Origin of the sequence: Bacteroides intestinalis (genome assembly GCF_003464595.1) — a bacterium.
Taxonomy (GTDB): Bacteria; Bacteroidota; Bacteroidia; order Bacteroidales; family Bacteroidaceae; genus Bacteroides; species Bacteroides intestinalis_A.
In genome coordinates this window covers 120,404-138,948 of record NZ_QRZF01000002.1, presented here as the reverse complement: position 1 = coordinate 138,948, position 18,545 = coordinate 120,404, and the positions used below count along the sequence as shown (strand labels likewise).

The window sequence follows — 18,545 nt, the reverse complement described above, 5'->3', positions numbered from 1 at the left end:
TTTATATTTCCGTAAAATCTTTCTTTGAAAAGAAATCTTCCATGATTTTAGTGATAGCCAACGATTGATCGCGACTAATATAATTAATAGTATGCTTTGTGATGGACTTCACAAATGAAGCTAATTCGTATCTTATACCCTCTCCTTCCAGTTGATAGAAAAAACGTTTATTCTTTGTAACATCCTCGTATCGAATTTCAAAGTATTCAGTCTTCCACCAAGGAGCTGGAACATAAATATAACCTTCGGTTCCTGAGACAACAAGTGCCCCTTCAGACTTAGCCCCCTTACCAACTTTTATAGAAGCTACCGCATGGGGAAATACAAATTCAACCTTTGAAAACTCGTCATAACCACATACTTCTTTTGCCACACGTGAATAAATATGCTTTCTCCTATAAGCAGTTCCCAACAGCTGGAATACAGGTAATAATGCTATAGGGGCCCAAGTAGCCATACTATTCCACACTTGTTTCATTGTATCTTCATCGGTATAATCCACTTCTCGCAAACTAGTACAGACAGAATCAACGGAAACAATATCACCTATTTTACCGGTTTTTGCAAGCAATATCATTCTGGCATATGCTGTTGCATATGCCGTTTTTATACCTGCATATAAAACGCAGTTTTTTTTCTCCGCAAGTACAATCAACTCCTTGGCTTGATCAACTTTTAGAGTAATAGGAGATTCGTATATAACATGCTTACCTCTTTCGAGAGCATATTTTATTTGTTCGTAATGATACGTAGGGTGCGAAGCTATATACAGCGCATCGCTATGGTTTACGAGAACTTCATAAGCTTCAAATAACGAAATATCATTCAAACATTCAGTCAAAATTTCATTATTCTTTGTGTAAATCCCTGATATTCTGACGCCATTAACATAGTTGCTCTCTGTAATAAATTTTCGCACGACAACAGACTCACCTACGACACCAATTACAATTTCACGATTTTGTGAACGTAACTCGCTACTGGAAACGCCTTGCGTACGGTCAAGATAGACAACTTTGCAGTATTCATTAAGATAATCAAAAGTACCTGTCCAGTCTGAACCTACGGTGAAGATATCAATTCCATACTTCTGTATATCATCAATCTTCTGTCCTTCGTATTCCTCGACAATAATTTCATCTGCAATCCCTATTGCTCGTACAGCTTCTACACGCTCCATAAGTGACTGCTGTACATTTATCTTTCCGCGGGTAATATCAAAGTCATCGGCTGTTACACCAACAATCAGATAATCACCCAAGGCTTTCGCGCGTTCAAGCAAACGAATATGTCCGAAGTGTAAAAGGTCGTATGTCCCGTATGTTATAACTTTAACCATCTCTATTTGTCTAGTTCAAGCAATGCTTCAAAGAATTGTTGCATATATTTCTTTTCACCGATTGAGACTCTGAGACAAGTTCCAAAATCGCCCACATTAGGATACGACTTAATCAAGATTTTCTTCTCAGCTTTCATTCTTGCTACAATCTTGTCTGCATTTGTACTTGTCTTAATGAAGATGAAATTACCTGCTTCCCCCTTATGTCTGTAGCCATGAACATCAAGACTGTCAATCAGATACTTTCTTCCTTCATTGAAGTTTGAAATAAGTGAATTCAAAACATCAGGATTTTTAATGATTGCTTCTGCAAACTTCATTGCAAATGCATTTGTATTATGGGGAGTACAAAGCTTCTGAATAAGTTTCACGCCTTCTGGCCAACCCGCAACATAACCCAAACGGCAGCCTGCCAATGAAAATAATTTAGAGAATGTACGAGTTACAAATACATGCTCATCTTCTAAAGCATACTTGATGAAAGTATTTGGATAAAAGTAATGGTAAGCTTCGTCCACAAGCACAATGATGTTCTTCTGCTTGGCAATCCCGAGTAAAGTCTTGAATTCCTCCTCAGTATAAACATTACCCATCGGATTATTAGGATTGAGCAAAATTAGTAATTGAGTATCATCGGTCAATTCCTTAACAATACTGGTAATACTCATTGTTAAATCTTCGTTATAGGGAACTTTCACGAAATTACGATTGTACATTTCTGAATAAACTTGGAACATAAAGTAAGATGGAATAACTCCAACTATTCTTCCATTTTCGGATGTGAAAGCCTGAATGATATAACGAATACCTTCAGCAGAACCATTCACAAGGCAAAGGCGTGAAACGTCTGTTTGCAAAAAGTCTGCTAGTACTTGTGTGAAATGCAAAGTTTCAGGATATTGAGATACGAACTGTGGTGTAATATCAGACAAAACTTTGTTTATAAACTCTTGTGACAATCCGCCAGGATTCTCGTTCAAGTCAAGACGCAAAAAGTCTTTACGTTCGTTCTGGTCAAATACTCTGACCAAATCTTTTAAAATCGGATTAACGTAATACATCTATCTAAATTAAAGTTAGTACTCAATTTAAGGCTGCGTCCAAATTTCAGGCACTTTTGCAATGCCTAAATATAACCATGTTAAAAATAACATTTTATTAACTATTTTTTTTTTGAGGGGGAGAAGATAGCCCTATGTTTTAGATGGAGAGATTTAAAGAACCTCTACAACCATTAAAAATATTAGTAAACAACTTATCGAGAAACTCTCATGCGGATCTGTCCTGCATCTTTACCTATAGTACGTAGCCGCCCCTCGCCACTGACGAAACAGAGCATACTATTTCGCAGTTTCATCTGATAATGACGGCAACCCTCTAATAAATTCAGGAAACCATCTATAATTGCTTTTCACATAAGCATACGGGTTTTCTATAGAATAACGCACTCCTGCCTAAACCGCCAGATTTACAACCTTATCAAAATATTCATTGGCAAAAAGCATCTACATTACCTATTTATCCTCCAAATTCATGCGGAGTAATAAGAAATTTCATATAAAATAAGGATAAGTATTAAAGAACAAACACAACAAAGAGATCAGCTATAGATTTATCAGTCTACAACTCTGTGTTTGCATGCAGATATGAATCATTTTCCACATTCTGCAATTCATCGGAAACATTTTGTTGTTCAGCCGTTAACAAACCATCCCAGCCACTCATAATCTTATGTGCGTATTCTGCCAATTCCTCATCAAGCGTTTCCCCATAGCAAGCCACCAACAATTGACATTTTAACAAAGAATCCGGAAGTTTACCCAAAACCTCCCAACTACGATTCAACAGTTCCTGAACCTTTTCTTCTTTATCCCCATGATTATAAATCGTAGCACTATAGGCTTTCAAAAGGGTAATACAAAGAGTTGCTTCTTCCTCATCATTCTCGGTATTCTCACCGTACAAAGCTTCCGCCTGACTATAAACCTCCGAATTTAGCTGATGAAAACGATCTGCATAGATAGGCTCACCATCCATGCCAAGATAAAGAAGCTCATGCGTGAGTTGACGCAAAGCATCGATTTGAGACTTCATATAATTATGAATTATAAATTAGAAACTATGAATTATTCTTCTGTTATAGGAACAATAAGAGAGGGATGAATAAAAGTTGTAGCAACTGCCATAACTCCCTGAATAGATACCACTACGCGACGATCTCCCTTTACCCGGACAAATATACCCTCTACTCCCTCAAAAACACCGCCGGTGATACGGACACGATCCCCTCTCTGCATGGAATATTCTGTGGGGGGCAAATAAATCACCTGCTGATCATACGAACCGGCAACAGCTATAAAATGGCGCATCTGAACTTCAGGAACAACGATAGGCTGCCTCGTCTCACGATCCATAATATAGCGAAGAGGAAGATGTATGGCATTTTCCTCCTTTATTTCATCTATCTTTTTTCGGGTAGCATGAATGAAGACCAGATTATGTATTGCGGGAACAAGCTTGCGAATACGCTGCTCTTTCCGGGTTACATATTCATAGCGCATGGGAATGAAATTCTCAATATTATTCCGGTCCAGAAACTCTTTCAGAGCAAGCTCCCGACTATAGGTGATACGCAAAGCGTACCAATATGTATCTTCGCTAATTGGTTTGTTCACTTCAGAAGTGTTCAGAAAAGGATATTCCTTGGGGACACCGGGGGAATAAAACCCCTTCCGGTTAAAACGTCAATTCGTGATATTGAATTTGATACGTTCAATGGCCAAAATCTGAATTCCCTATCGCAGGAAATACAAACAGGCGCTTTTGAAGAGTGAAAAATCTGTCCAAGCAGATAACGCACAGTTTTCAGCTTCTTATTTTACAGTAAACGAACAAATTAGCTATAGAAAAGTTTCGTTAATCGTTCGTTCAACGGGCACAAAGATAAGGGGGATTTTTGGAAGAACAAAATGTTTAATAAAAATAATTCTTACAGTGCCTGCTATATAACTTTCAGACAGTTTCAAACCATACTGATAATTAGTCACTTACAAGGTCTTAATTTCTTGTCAGCAAGAAGTTAACTTCCTGTCGACAAACTCTTAACTTCTTGTCGACAGGCTATTAATAATAAACGCCCCGCAAGAACTATCTCTCTTGCGGGGCGCGTTACCTAATGCCTAATAAAAACTTCTTCCTACCCTAAATTATGAGTATTTCTTAACTTAAGATTTTTCATTTCCACTTTTTCACAGCCTTCTTATCTGCCGGAGTAGCTTCAATCAAACTAAGAGCGAAACCACCACTGCGTGCCAACTTCACAGACATCTTAGTCTTATTGGTTACAATACCTTTCTTTATCTGATAAGAGGTCGGATTCTCTTTGTAATCAGCATCCTTACCATCTGCATAGAGAGTAGCAACATATTGCTTACCCGGTTCCAGGAAATCCAAAGTAAAGTTGGAAGTACGTGCATTTTCATCAGTGATGCCACCTACAAACCAGTTGCTCGTGCCTTTAGCCTTGCGGGCTGCCGTAATATAATCACCCGGTTCCGCTTCCAAATATTTACTATCATCCCAATCCACAGCTACATCTTTGATGAACTGGAAAGCGTCCATATGCTTCTCATAATTCTCAACCAAATCGGCAGCCATTTGCAACGGACTGTATAATGTTACATAAAGAGCCAACTGCTTACAGAGAGTTGTCTGTACCTGCCCATGAGGAAGGTCACCCATGAATTCCAATTTCGTATCAAAGATACCCGGAGTATAATCCATCGGACCGCCAATCAGACGATTAAACGGAAGCAAAGTAGTGTGGAACGGTTTACTGCCACCGAAAGCCTCATATTCCGTACCACGAGCAGACTCGTTACCAATCAGGTTAGGATAAGTACGGCAAAGTCCGGTAGGACGTACAGCTTCGTGAGCATTTACACAAATCTTATAATCAGCAGCTTTAGTCACAGCATAGAGATAGTGGTTGTTCATCCACTGACCATAATGATGTTCACCGCGAGGAATCATATTGCCTACATAGCCACTCTTTACTGCATTGTAACCGTTGTCTACCATAAACTGGTAAGCTTTATCCATATGACGTTCATAATTGCGTACGGAAGCAGAAGTTTCATGATGCATCATCAATTTCACACCTTTACTCTTAGCATATTCATTCAACATCTTCACATCAAAGTCAGGATACGGAGTTACAAAATCAAAAACATAATCTTTAGAGTGACCGAACCAGTCTTCCCATCCTTCGTTCCAACCTTCTACCAGTACTTGATCAAGTCCATTTTCAGCAGCAAAGTCTATATAACGTTTTACGTTCTCATTGGTAGCGCCATGACGTCCGTTAGGTTTAGTTTTAGTATAATCCGTTTCACCCAATTTTACGGAAGGCAAATCATCGGTATAAGCCCAAGTGCTCTTACCGGCAATCATCTCCCACCATACACCTACATATTTCACCGGCTTAATCCAGGAAACATCTTCGTAAGCACAAGGCTCATTCAGATTCAGCGTCAGCTTAGAATTCAGGATATCACGGGCATCATCACTTACGATAAGCGTACGCCATGGAGATTTGCAGGGAGCTTGCAGATATCCTTTATCCCCTTTTGCATCAGGAGTTAACCAAGATTCGAATACGAAGTTCTTATCATCCAGATTAAGATGCATACAAGAATAATCTACCAAGGCAGCCTCATGCAAGTTAATATAAAGGCCATCGGCAGTTTTCATCTGCAAAGAAGTTTGTACACCTGTCGGAGAGAAAGTAGTCTGTGAAGAGTTAGGAGTAATGGCACCTTTCATCAAACCACGGATTTCAGAAAGTTTAGATTCTGTATAATCATACTCCTGAGTATCATAATCACCCGGTATCCAGAAAGCAGTGTGGTCGCCTGCCATAGCAAACTGAGTATGCTCATCTTTAATAACGAAGTAATTCAGATTCTTAGATAAAGGAAATTCGTAACGGAAACCCAGCCCATCATCAAAAAGGCGGAAACGAATGATCATATTACGATCCTGCGCCTTCTGATTCAGTGTCACAACCATTTCATTATAATGATTGCGGATTTGCTTCACTTCACCCCATACCGGCTCCCAAGTTTCATCAAAAGTAGAAGTCTTGGTGTCTGCCAATGTAAATCCATTCATCAATCCCGGAGCATCTTTCAGTTCCAGACCGAGTTTAGAAGGTTTGATAACAGCTTTTCCTTTGTAGGAAAGTTCATAGATCGGTTCACCTTGTGCGTTTACTGAAAAGTTCAGTTGCAGTTGTCCGTTTGGAGAGGTAATGCTCTCAGCCATTGTCCAATTGCTCACAAATAAAAAGAGCAGAAGACAGAACAATTTAATTACTTTCATGTTTTTCATGATTTGAATTATTTTTAGAGAATTGTAATCGTGATGCAAATATAAGGATGAAAAGGAATGCGGACGAAGGAATAAAATGAAAATATAAATGAATTCCCGGCAAACGTTTGCATAAGACATTAAAGGACTGAATTTTAAAGAAAAAGCCTCTTTCTGAAAATATAGATGAAATATAAATACTAACTTTGCCGCGATCTTAGAAATAGTCCCATAAATCAATATAGAAAATGACTAAAACATTCATATTTATCTTTTTAGGCGGAGGTCTGGGCAGTGTACTTCGATTCTCTGTACAACAAATGTTGCACGAACGGATTGTCCCCTACTCTTTTCCATGGGCGACATTTACAGTCAATATCCTCGGAAGTTTCCTTATCGGATTATTTTATGCGTGGTCGGTACGCTTCAATTTAGCAACAGAATACCGGGTACTGCTGACAACCGGTTTATGTGGAGGTTTCACCACATTCTCTACTTTTTCAAATGATGGAGTAATTCTATTGAAACAAGGATTATACGGATTATTCTTCACTTATTTTATATTAAGCATCACGTTAGGAGTAGTAGCAGCTATAGTTGGAGGAGTTATCGGAGGAAAATAAGAATTCAGTAACCGGTATCACTTACAAAACATGAATCTTTTACTGAACAAAAGCCGATTGTCCCTTGTTCTCTATTTAAAATAATTACAAATAATATCATAGTTATGAAAATAGAAAAGATTATCGGACGTGAAATCCTCGATTCAAGAGGAAACCCCACAGTGGAAGTAGATGTCATGTTGGAATCAGGCTTTATGGGCCGTGCTTCCGTTCCTTCCGGAGCTTCTACCGGAGAACACGAAGCATTGGAACTCCGTGATGGAGACAAAGGACGTTATGGAGGTAAAGGTGTGTTGAAAGCCGTAGAAAATATCAATAACATCATCGCTCCCCAGTTAGTTGGAATGTCTGCCCTCGACCAGATGGGTATTGATCATGCCATGCTGGCACTGGATGGAACCAAAACGAAATCTAACCTGGGTGCCAATGCTATTCTCGGTGTATCCCTTGCCGTAGCCAAAGCAGCAGCTGCCTATCTCGATATACCTTTGTACCGCTACATCGGCGGCACCAATACATACGTAATGCCTGTACCGATGATGAATATCATTAACGGTGGTTCACATAGTGACGCTCCTATTGCTTTCCAGGAATTCATGATACGTCCTGTGGGTGCAACTTCCTTCCGTGAAGGTCTGCGCATGGGTGCTGAAGTATTCCACGCATTGAAAAAAGTATTAAAAGACCGGGGACTGAGTACTGCCGTAGGTGACGAAGGTGGTTTCGCTCCGAACCTGGAAGGTACGGAAGACGCTCTGAACAGCATTATCGCTGCCATTAAAGCAGCCGGATATGAACCGGGCAAAGACGTCATGATCGCTATGGACTGTGCTTCCTCCGAATTCTATAAAGATGGCATCTACGATTATACCAAGTTCGAAGGTGCAAAAGGCAAGAAACGTACAGCCGATGAACAGATTGACTATCTGGAACAACTCATCAACCAATTCCCTATCGACTCTATCGAGGACGGTATGAGTGAAAATGACTGGGAAGGCTGGAAGAAACTTACCGACCGTATCGGTAACCGCTGCCAACTCGTAGGTGACGACCTCTTCGTTACTAACGTTGACTTCCTGGCTATGGGTATTGAAAAAGGTTGTGCAAACTCTATCCTGATCAAAGTAAATCAAATCGGCTCCCTGACCGAAACATTGAATGCCATTGAAATGGCTCACCGCCACGGATATACTACTGTAACCTCCCATCGTTCCGGTGAAACGGAAGATGCTACGATTGCCGACATTGCCGTTGCTACCAATAGCGGGCAAATTAAGACCGGTTCGTTGAGCCGTTCAGACCGTATGGCAAAATATAACCAACTGCTTCGCATCGAAGAAGAATTGGGTGCTAATGCTGTTTACGGCTACAAGCGCATCAAATAAATTGCAAGAGGGGCGAACCATCACGGTCTGCCCCTCTTCTTCTTTAACCTTAAAATCACCAATCAATCTACCACCTTAAAGAAAACTTCTTCTCCCGATTGGCTGTCTGTTGCCACCCAAAGTCCAAAGTCTCCGGGTTCCACAACTTTCACCATATCGATGTTCCAAAATGCAAGTTCACTAACGGGTAGTTCAAACGAAACATTCTTTTTCTCGCCCGGTTTCAAGGTTACGCGAGTAAAACGTTTCAGTTCTTTCACCGGACGAGTTACAGAACCAACCTTATCTTGTATATACAATTGAGCAACTTCCGTTCCCTTATATTTACCTGTATTTTCCAGATCAAATGTCACAGTCAATACATCATCTTTCTTCAATGATGCTGATGAAAGTTTGACATTACTATACTTGAACGTTGTATACGACAAGCCATAGCCAAATGGGAATAAAGGATCAAACCCAGCATCCATATAGAAAGAAGTACATCCCAATGAAGTTTGTCCAGCCTCAACAGCAATATCATCCAGCAACACCTCATTACGTGTAGCCGGCCGGCCGGTCTTGTTATGAGCATAATATACCGGAATTTGTCCTACCATCTTCGGGAAAGTAACCGGTGTTTTTCCACTTGGGACCACTTTACCCCAAAGCAGATCGGCTAATGCCGGTCCACCCATCGTACCCGGATGGAATGAATAAAGAACGGCTGTTGATTCTTCCACTTCCTGGCCGATAGTCAACGGACGACCTGCCATCACAATGGTTACTACAGGTTTACCTGTCTTAGCCAAAGCCGTAATCAAAGCACTTTGATCACCCTGAAGATTCAAATCTGCCAGACAGTGTGCTTCACCCGAAAGAATTGCTTCTTCACCCACAAAAGCAAGAATGACATCTGCACGTGCAGCGGCAGCGGCAGCTTTTGCCACGCCTGCCGGATTTTTCTCACGGCTATAAGCTAATCCGGGTTCATAAATCACCTGTACCTTGTCGCCAACCATTTCTTTAATAGCATTCAGTGGTGTCTGAGTATGAGCTTTCTCACCATCAAAGATCCAGGTACCCAATTGTTCGTAAGGCGCATTGGCCATAGGCCCTACCACAGCAACGGTTTTCAGAGACTCCTGTAACGGCAGTACTTCTTTATCATTCTTCAACAGGATAGCCGATTCTACAGCAGCCTGCTTAGCTACTTTCAGATGAGAAGGAGTATACATGACAGAGGGTTGCTTTTCATCTACATAAGGAGCATCAAACAATCCCAGACGATACTTGACGCGCAATATATTACGAACGGCTTCGTCGATGGTGCTTTCTTTCACCTTTCCTTCTTTTATCAATGCAGGCAATTCTTTTACAAAGGTATAACTTACCATTTCCATATCCACCCCGGCATTCACTGATTTCATGGCTACCTCTTTAGAATCGGCAGCAAAACCATGACTTATCATTTCGCTGGCAGAAGCCCAGTCTGTCACTACCAAACCATCAAATCCCCACTCGCCACGAAGCACATCTTTCAAGATGAAAGCATTTCCGGTAGAGGGTATCCCATCATTATCATTAAAGGAAGTCATAAACGTAGCTGCACCCGCTTTCGTTGCCGCTTCAAACGGTGGCAAATAAACATTACGCAGGCGACGTTCAGGAATAAATGTCGAATTATAGTCACGTCCGCCTTCGGCTGCACCATAACCCACAAAATGTTTAGGGCAGGCAGCTATGGAAGTGGGACTATTCAAAGAATCTCCCTGAAAACCTTCTACCATGGCAGCTCCCATTACAGAAGTCAGATAGGTGTCTTCACCACATCCTTCGGCAATGCGTCCCCAGCGAGGATCACGGGCAATGTCGATCATCGGCGCAAAAGTCCAACGGATACCTACGGAAGAAGCCTCAATAGCTGCCACCCGTGCACCGTCTTTCGCAATCTGCGGATTGAACGAAGCCGCTTGTCCCAATGGGATGGGAAAAATGGTTTTAAAACCGTGAATAACATCGCGAGCTATCAACAAAGGGATTCCCAACCGGGACTCCTCCATCGCTACGCGTTGCAACGCATTAATACGTACCGGATCTACCTCATTCAGGATAGACCCGACTTCACCTTTCTTAATTAAACTACTCATATCCTCGATATTGCCGTAAGAGGTAATCTGGTTCATCTGACCGATTTTCTCTTCAAGGGTCATTCTGGATAAAAGGGATTCTACTTTTTTCTCGGTTGCCGCATCGCTACCTTTATTTGCCACTTGCGTACAAGAGACAAAAGGCAGAAGGAGCAAGCAAGTGGAAAAAATTCTTATAGCTTTCATACCTATTCAATTATTTTTTCTGAAATACACGTACATAGTCAATCTCGTAAGTTGCAGGCAAGGCCGACTCATCTATACCCTGAGCGCCTCCCCAGTCACCTCCCCATGCAAGATTCAGCTTCAAGTAGAAAGCTGCATTAAAGGGCCAGGTATTTTTATTTCCTTTTTTATCGTTATCAAAAGTAAAGTAGCATTTACCATCCACATACCCTTTGATAAAGTCTTCCGTCCACTCAACGGCATATACATGAAACTCCGTTTGCGCAGTCGGCACTTTTATGGTTCCTGACTTTTGAGTACCTATAGAATGATTATAAGCTTTACAATGAACAGTTGATAAAATCACATTAGGATCATAACCCACTTCTTCCATGATATCAATCTCACCATCATCGGGCCAAGCTGTATAATTCTTCGGCATCATCCAAAATGCAGGCCAGGTTCCTTTTCCTGCCGGTAGCTTAAGGCGAGCTTCAAAATAGCCATACTTCCAACTTTCAACTGTATTCATGCGGATAGAATAAACCTCGTTGCTCACCTTCTTAGCAATAATCTTCAGCGTCCCATTACTTACCTGAGCACAAGTTTCTCCATTCTTCGAACCGGGAATGTAGTTTTGTATCTCATTGTTTCCCCAGCCACTGGCACCTGTCTCGTACCACCACAATGATTCGTCGGGCGTAGACAGTTTGGAGTCATTAAACTCATCCTGCCATATCAACCGATAGCCTTCAGGAGTATCGATATCCGGATCTACAATGTCAGGTTTTGCTTCTTGTGATACCGGAACAGAAACACGTGTGGTACCAGACTTTACCACTACCGACCCCTCTCGGGGTTGGTAAGTGGTATTAGCTTTGACCGTTACTTCAACTGTCCCCTGCAGAGCATTACTCAATATTTTACAAGTAATCCAGTCTTCATTGCTGAAGGCAGTCCACTCCTGATCGGACTTAACCGAGAGTATTGTGACGGAGCCTTCATAAGTAGCCGTTATTTGAGTTGGCGCTACACTGACTACAGGAGAGGATACTTCCGGCTCGCCGTCGCTACTGCTACAGCTAAAGAAACCGAGCAGGCAGGTAAAGAAAGAAAGTATTGTCATTAGCTTTATATTCTTAATCATATCAATCTTTATGCTTTTGGAAAATGATGTCTTTAATAGTTACATCAGTATTGGCAGGATTACCTCCGAAGTCAAACACTAAAGATATAGCATGCATAGCTTCGGGTGCTTTGACAGAAGCTGCCCAAACAGCTTTTTCAGAGTCAGCAACTAAATCCACTTTCTTATCAAAGAAAAAGTTACCATCATGCTTAATTTCTTTACCATCTTCATCGACTTCATTGGTCTGCACCAATTTAACAGTTACATTTTTAAGGTCCACTGTTGAATATAAGATAACATGGAGGTCATAGGCAGTCTCTGTGTCAGCTGTAAGATCAGTCTCAAATGAGAATTGATTCTGCCATGCTTCTGCAGTAGCTTCCGGGAAAGACAAAGAGTAAGACCTGCCATCAATGACCAAAGCCGGATTAGGCTTGGGACTCCAGTCACTATTTGCATAAAAGAATTTGTTAACATAGGTCATGCCATTCCAAAGGTTATCCTTACTATCAACAGCAACCCATGTAGGTTCAGGAGTTTCATCGATCACAGGAACTTCAGTGCCGTCATCATCAGCATGGTCTTTTAGCACAATATTTTCAATAGTCATATCCGTGCCAGCTGCATTGCGGCCAAAATCAAAAACAAGCTTCAGATTAGCGATATCAATGCCCGGCATATTACTCTTCCAGAAGCAAAGCGGTTCGTTAGCTTCCAGCTTTATACCCTTTTGTTCAAAATAGAAATTACCATCATCCGTACTATCCACCAATTTTACTGTAACATTGGAGTGTGCAACTGAAGCTGTAAGAATTACTGAGAAGTCATAATTCTTAGCAGCCTCTGTTGAAATATTGGTTGCCATTGCCATTTGCGCTTGCCAAGTATCATCAGTAGCCTCCGATAATTTTACAGTATAAGTACCATTTTCCAATGTATATGCAGGATCTGCAATAGCCGACCATCCCGGAGCATAATAAAAAGTGGGAGCCGCTATCGTAGCCTTCGTCCACATATTAAAATCACTTTCATACACAAATCCACCGAAACCATTCATTATCGTCTTATTGATGCGGAAAGTTTTGGAAATACTACCATCACTTACACCATTGGCATTAGCAATTTTTACATCTACACTATAATCTCCGGCTTTTCTATAATATTTCTTCATTGAGAATGAAGATGAATAGGTCTTACCGTCAAATATCCAGACAGGAGTAATGCCCGGTTGAGCGTTAAAAATAAAAGTTACCCAATTGGTTTCCTGATCCACATCTATTTGAATCGTATTTTCATAAGTTGATGCAACCGGAATGCCGGCTTCATTAGGTGATGTAAAATCATCGGGTGAGCAGGCTGTGATGCTAAAAGCCATAGCCGTCGTCAGCAACATTCCTCCGATATAGCTATATATTTTTTTCATAATCCTTCTTTTTTAATGAATTAATAATTGTTTTGAGTTAAAGTGCCTTGTGCAGCATCAATTTCGCTCTGCGGAATAGGCAGATGCTTCTTATTTACTGACCAGGTATTTGTACGGTAACCATATCCATCGGGCACCAACACACTGGTAGCTTTACCTGTACGTATCAAATCCCAATAGCGCTTACCTTCACCCACAAACTCAAGATGACGTTCGTCAATGATATTATCAATTGTTGCTTCTTTTTCTGTAGTCAATCCGGCACGTTTACGTACGCGATTCAAATATTCTCTTGCATCACCCGAACCAGCACCGCGAGTAATCAATTCAGCCGCATTCAGCAGAGTTTCAGAGAAACGATAGATACGAAGGTTGTTATTCCAGTTCAACTGTGCATCTGCCTTCTGTCCGGCATTATCACCTGTATGCGCGGCATACTTTTCGAGGAAGAAACCTGTATCCTGATAGCGATGATTATAAGTGAGCTGGTTCGTAGGATTTGCAGCATTATGAGCATTGATTGCAGCCTGTGCATTCCAGCAAGTGGCATCACGGCGGGTATCATTATTGGCATAACGTTCATATGTCTCCAAACGAACCGGACAGAATCCCCAGCCTTCATCATGTCCATCTGTCCCGTTAGGCCAGGTATGCGGGCTAACCAGTGTAGGTAGTACAGTACCGCCTGCATTCAATGGACCATCCCATGAACGAATAGCATCATCATCTTTATAGTTCACTTCAAATATGGATTCCTTACCCCATTCATTTGCTTCCTTGAATACATCAGCATAATTTTCAAGCAAATCATACTGAGTGCTACCGATAATCTCCTGCATATATTGTAAAGCTTTACCATAACGGGATTCATCATTCTGATACATTACAATTTCAGCATAAAGCATATATGTCATAGCCTTGGTCACACGGCCATAATTATCTGCTTTTTCTTTCATCGGAAGAGCATTACTTGCAATCACATCTTCAAGATCAGTAATGATATTTTCATACACCTGATCTGCAGATAATTGTTCCGCAAGATAGGGGGATGTCAGGTTTGTATTATAATATGGTATATTACCCCAGAACTTCCACAGCCAATTGTAGTAGAGTACACGGAGAGTGATAACTTGAGCCTCGTAATATTTCCGATTCTCCTCAGTTACATTATCTCCTGCCCAACCTAAGTAAGTAATGACATCATTACAACGCTTCACACCACTATAAGAAACAGTCCACAGCCCTTTAATGACATTTGTAGGAATTGCTTCAAAATTCATCATCAAATGCCATGCCTGATTATCCGTTCTGTCCTGACCACCAATCCAAAGATCATCAGCCATGATATCACTCATAAGAGTTACAGGATTATATTCACCCATTGCCCAATCGGACCAATGCAGAGGGTCATAAGCTGCTACTACCGCTTCCTGAATATGCGCATCGGTAGTAAAATAAGAATTAATTGTTTCATCTGTTGGAGAAGAAACCTCCAAAAAGGATTCTGAACATCCTGTAGCCAAGAAAGCGGACGCTATCAAACTTGCTACTATATATTTATATCTTTTCATAACTTTTTATATTTTAAAGATGAGAAATTAGAAAGTGAGGTTAGCACCAATCGTCCATGTTCTGGCCTGAGGATATACACCATAGTCAACACCAAGTGAAGTACCACCCGATGAAATTTCAGGGTCAAAACCATGATATTTAGTGAAAGTAAACAAGTTCTCTGCTGCTACGTAGAAGCGCAGTGAAGAAACAAACACTTTCTGTGTTAATGCCGCCGGCAAAGTGTAGCCTATTTGAATGTTTTTCAGACGCAAATAACTGCCATCGTAAACATATAAGTCAGATGATTGCCAGTTTGTATTATCACCCAGCATAAAACGAGGGATACGGTTAGAAGTACCTTCACCGGTCCAACGGTTCAGCATCCATGAAGGAAGATTAGTAGCTGAGATGTCGGTACGGCGAGTTGCATCATAAATATCATTACCCATAGTACCTTGCCACATCATACTCAAATCGAAGTTCTTCCAACTTACATTCAAATTAAGGCCATAAGTCCAGTCCGGCATACCTTTTCCGATATCGGTACGGTCATCAGCATCAATTGAACCACTTCCATCCACATCCACGAAACGAACATCACCGGGGACTGCGTTGGGCTGTATCAGTTCTCCCTTAGAGTTAGTATAAGCATTCACTTCATCCATATTCTGGAATACACCTGCAGTTTTGTATCCATAGAAGTATGGGAAAGGTTTACCATTCTGAGCACGGCTGATTGTACCTGTACCTTGGAAAGAATCAAGGTTTGCCCAACCAGATTCGTTTCCATATTCAATCAGCTTATTCTTTAAATAGGTCAGATTACCACCAATGCGGAAGTTCCAGTCAGATACGCGGAATCTGTATGCTGCTTCCAATTCAATACCGCTGTTTTCCATCTTACCTACGTTACCAATCGGTTTGGATTCACCCACATATGAAGGGATATTCATTTCCATCAACATACCATTGGTAGTTTTCTTGTAATAGTCGGCAGTAAAAGTCAAAGCGTTATTAAAGAAACCAAAGTCAATACCAAAGTCCAGTTGTTCTGATTCTTCCCATTTCAAGTCAGGATTAGCGAGTCCACTGGCCTTCACACCGTTTATCACCTTTTCTCCAGCTCCGAAAATGTAATTATTACCGGTTGAAGTTAACACAGTATATTTAAAATTACCGATATTTTCATTACCATTCTTACCCCAAGAGAAACGGACTTTTGTAGATGTCAGCCACTCAGGACGTTTCTGCATAAACTTTTCGTTTGTCAAATTCCATCCCAGTGAGAAGGAAGGGAATACAGCATAGTGATTATTAGATCCGAAACGGGAAGAGCCGTCACGACGGATTGTAACCTGGAACATATACCGTTCGTCATAGTTATAGCTGGCCCGTGCAAAAAGAGAAGCCAATGTAGCGATCTCAGAAGGAGCACCCGCTGCTGTCTGATCACCATCTGCTGCCTGTCCGGTACTTGCATTGAGATAAGGACGGCTATAATTGATAATATTGTTACGTGTACCTCTAAGATATGAACCAGTATTCTTCTTTGCTGACTGACCTAACAAAACTGAGAAGGTATGCTTATCAATCGTCTTATCATACATCAACACATTTTCCAACTGCCAAACAGTCCCGTCATGCTTCTCTGAGTAGGCAGTAGAGCGTGATGAAGCACCACCACTTCTCAAATAGTAAAGAGGAGTATAGCCATCATTGCCCCAGAAAGAGAGGTCGGCACCATAAGAAGTCTTGAATCTCAGATTATCCCATAATTGCAATTCTGCAGAAAAATTAGCCACAAACTTATGGCTCCAGTTCTTTGCACCGGGCAAAGAAAGATTAGCAATCGGATTGGTCATTTCACCAAATTCCGAACCGGGAATACTAAAAAGCTTACCGTTACGTGGGTCATAAATCGGAGTGTAATCCGTTGTATTAGCATACTTGTCAAGCTGAGCCTGTGCAGCATCTCCTTCATCATAAACGGTCAACATCGGAGATAAAGCCAAAGCAGAACCTAACGGAGATCCCCAAGTGGAGTTAGCTTCAATACCGGTACTTTTAATACGGGCATAAGAAAGGTTGGAAGTCACTTTCAGACTATTCAACCAATTACGGTTCTTAGATTCATCGAAGAGAGTATATTGTGTATTGCTACGCAAAGTCAGACGCTCATAGTTAGAACGATTAAAGTTACCACCCACAATACCATCTTGGGTATAATAACCAGCTGAGAACAAGTAGTTCACCTTATCACTCGCACCGCTCACACTCACCTGATGATTCATTACGGGAGCATTATCATTAAATACTTCATTCTGCCAATCAGTTCCCGTACCATAAGAGTATGGATCGTTGTATTTGGGAGCTATACCTGCATTAATAGCACCCTCATTCATCATGAGCGCATATTCCGTAGCATTCAACACATCCCGATTCTTCCATGCACTTTGCCAGCCATAAGAAAAGTCATAAGTCACTTTCGTTTTACCAATCTTACCGCTTTTAGTAGTAACAAGAATTACACCATTCGCAGCACGTGCACCATAAACAGCACCCGAAGCAGCATCTTTCAGAACTTCGATAGAAGCAATGTCACTCGGATTCAAATAATCCAGACCACCTTCAATAGGCATACCGTCTACAATATAAAGAGGATCGGCTGCACCATTTTCCGTACGAATCGTACCTACACCACGTACGCGAATCTGAGCTGCTGCACCCGGCTGACCGGAAGAGGAAGTAACCGTAACACCAGCTGCCAAGCCTTTCAAAGCATTATCCATACGAACCGGAGCTGTATTTGCCAAATCCTCAGATGATACTCTGGCAATGGATGCTGTTACCACACTCTTTTTCTGAGTACCGTAACCAATAACTACTACTTCGTCCAATGTTTCAGAATCTTCTTGCAGAACAATTTTAAGTTCACGCTTACCATTTACCGGAATTTCCAATGATTTAAATCCTATATAAGAAATGGAAAGGATTGCGTCGGAGGGAACCGACAAAGCAAATTCACCGTCTATACCGGTGATTGTTCCCGTAGTGGCATTACCTTTCACCACCACATTTACTCCAGGTAAGGGTTCATTGTCCGCACCACTTACCACCGTACCTTTTATCTGTATATCTTGTGCAAATACAGAAGCTAAGGTAAAGCTCAGTAAAAATAAAACTGATAATAACTTTTTCATAAGTTTTACTAAATTAAGATTAACAATTCTCGGTTATGTTCTCAATCGAACACTGCAAACATAGAGTAAAATGCAATAAAAGGACTTCACATAGCCCATTCTTAAATACGTCAATTCAAAATTATAAATACGTTAACAATACGTCAACACAAGATAAACCACTGAATATCAACAAAAACACAATACATTCAGCCAATACGCCATTACATGTTATAGAGCATAAAACAG

The 18,545-nt window shown here is 41.0% G+C and carries 12 protein-coding genes and 1 pseudogene; 2 read left to right on the top strand and 11 right to left on the bottom strand.

All coding sequences use genetic code 11. From position 1 onward, the window contains the following. Position 1 precedes the first annotated feature (1 nt). The 6 genes and pseudogenes from DWW10_RS02925 to DWW10_RS02900 all read right to left on the bottom strand — a co-directional run bounded on the left by DWW10_RS02925 (position 2) and on the right by DWW10_RS02900 (position 6,730). The gene (locus DWW10_RS02925) at positions 2–1,339 is read right to left on the bottom strand and encodes a Gfo/Idh/MocA family oxidoreductase (RefSeq protein WP_022394362.1); all 1,338 of its coding nucleotides are present in this window, start codon (positions 1,337–1,339) and stop codon (positions 2–4) included. Positions 1,340–1,341: 2 nt separating this feature from the next. Continuing rightward, the gene (locus DWW10_RS02920; protein ID WP_259320403.1) at positions 1,342–2,370 is read right to left on the bottom strand and encodes a pyridoxal phosphate-dependent aminotransferase; all 1,029 of its coding nucleotides are present in this window, start codon (positions 2,368–2,370) and stop codon (positions 1,342–1,344) included. A 320-nt stretch (positions 2,371–2,690) separates the two neighbouring features. Beyond that, positions 2,691–2,844: pseudogene (locus tag DWW10_RS26305) on the bottom strand (GDP-mannose 4,6-dehydratase); the annotation flags it as partial. A gap of 115 nt (positions 2,845–2,959) precedes the next feature. Then, the gene (locus DWW10_RS02910; RefSeq protein ID WP_022394364.1) at positions 2,960–3,433 is read right to left on the bottom strand and encodes a UpxZ family transcription anti-terminator antagonist; all 474 of its coding nucleotides are present in this window, start codon (positions 3,431–3,433) and stop codon (positions 2,960–2,962) included. A gap of 32 nt (positions 3,434–3,465) precedes the next feature. Next, entirely contained in the window at positions 3,466–4,014 is a 549-nt protein-coding gene (locus tag DWW10_RS02905) for a UpxY family transcription antiterminator (protein ID WP_115502495.1), read from the bottom strand. 559 nt (positions 4,015–4,573) lie between these two features. Further along, the gene (locus DWW10_RS02900) at positions 4,574–6,730 is read right to left on the bottom strand and encodes a glycoside hydrolase family 97 protein (protein ID WP_022394366.1); all 2,157 of its coding nucleotides are present in this window, start codon (positions 6,728–6,730) and stop codon (positions 4,574–4,576) included. A 227-nt stretch (positions 6,731–6,957) separates the two neighbouring features. On the opposite strand from DWW10_RS02900, the gene crcB reads away from it, so the two are divergent. Next, on the top strand, positions 6,958–7,332 hold the full coding sequence (crcB, locus tag DWW10_RS02895; RefSeq protein ID WP_022394367.1) for a fluoride efflux transporter CrcB: 375 nt from the start codon (positions 6,958–6,960) through the stop codon (positions 7,330–7,332). A gap of 104 nt (positions 7,333–7,436) precedes the next feature. Further along, a complete protein-coding gene (eno, locus tag DWW10_RS02890; RefSeq protein WP_007666300.1) occupies positions 7,437–8,717 on the top strand; it encodes a phosphopyruvate hydratase in 1,281 nt (426 codons plus the stop codon). A gap of 62 nt (positions 8,718–8,779) precedes the next feature. Here eno and bglX read toward each other — a convergent pair whose 3' ends face one another. The 5 genes from bglX to DWW10_RS02865 are packed head-to-tail and all read right to left on the bottom strand — an operon-like array spanning position 8,780 to position 18,317. Then, positions 8,780–11,032, bottom strand: coding sequence for a beta-glucosidase BglX (bglX, locus tag DWW10_RS02885; protein WP_022394368.1), 2,253 nt, complete (start codon positions 11,030–11,032; stop codon positions 8,780–8,782). A 10-nt stretch (positions 11,033–11,042) separates the two neighbouring features. Next, positions 11,043–12,158: a family 16 glycosylhydrolase gene (locus tag DWW10_RS02880; protein WP_118421049.1), complete on the bottom strand. Its 1,116-nt coding sequence runs from the start codon at positions 12,156–12,158 to the stop codon at positions 11,043–11,045. A gap of 1 nt (position 12,159) precedes the next feature. Next, positions 12,160–13,563, bottom strand: a complete 1,404-nt coding sequence (locus DWW10_RS02875) for a hypothetical protein (RefSeq protein WP_022394370.1) — start codon at positions 13,561–13,563, stop codon at positions 12,160–12,162. 20 nt (positions 13,564–13,583) lie between these two features. Next, complete coding sequence (locus DWW10_RS02870; RefSeq protein ID WP_022394371.1) at positions 13,584–15,134, bottom strand: RagB/SusD family nutrient uptake outer membrane protein; 1,551 nt, start codon at positions 15,132–15,134, stop codon at positions 13,584–13,586. 27 nt (positions 15,135–15,161) lie between these two features. Then, complete coding sequence (locus tag DWW10_RS02865) at positions 15,162–18,317, bottom strand: SusC/RagA family TonB-linked outer membrane protein (RefSeq protein WP_118486971.1); 3,156 nt, start codon at positions 18,315–18,317, stop codon at positions 15,162–15,164. Positions 18,318–18,545 lie beyond the last annotated feature (228 nt).

Bases quoted from the DNA above. Each gene is read 5' to 3' on its own strand.
- DWW10_RS02925 (WP_022394362.1), bottom strand. From the start codon at position 1,339: ATGGTTAAAGTTATAACATACGGGACATACGACCTTTTACACTTCGGA.
- DWW10_RS02910 (WP_022394364.1), bottom strand. From the start codon at position 3,433: ATGAAGTCTCAAATCGATGCTTTGCGTCAACTCACGCATGAGCTTCTT.
- DWW10_RS02900 (WP_022394366.1), bottom strand. From the start codon at position 6,730: ATGAAAAACATGAAAGTAATTAAATTGTTCTGTCTTCTGCTCTTTTTA.
- crcB (WP_022394367.1), top strand. From the start codon at position 6,958: ATGACTAAAACATTCATATTTATCTTTTTAGGCGGAGGTCTGGGCAGT.
- eno (WP_007666300.1), top strand. From the start codon at position 7,437: ATGAAAATAGAAAAGATTATCGGACGTGAAATCCTCGATTCAAGAGGA.
- bglX (WP_022394368.1), bottom strand. From the start codon at position 11,032: ATGAAAGCTATAAGAATTTTTTCCACTTGCTTGCTCCTTCTGCCTTTT.
- DWW10_RS02880 (WP_118421049.1), bottom strand. From the start codon at position 12,158: ATGATTAAGAATATAAAGCTAATGACAATACTTTCTTTCTTTACCTGC.
- DWW10_RS02875 (WP_022394370.1), bottom strand. From the start codon at position 13,563: ATGAAAAAAATATATAGCTATATCGGAGGAATGTTGCTGACGACGGCT.
- DWW10_RS02870 (WP_022394371.1), bottom strand. From the start codon at position 15,134: ATGAAAAGATATAAATATATAGTAGCAAGTTTGATAGCGTCCGCTTTC.
- DWW10_RS02865 (WP_118486971.1), bottom strand. From the start codon at position 18,317: ATGAAAAAGTTATTATCAGTTTTATTTTTACTGAGCTTTACCTTAGCT.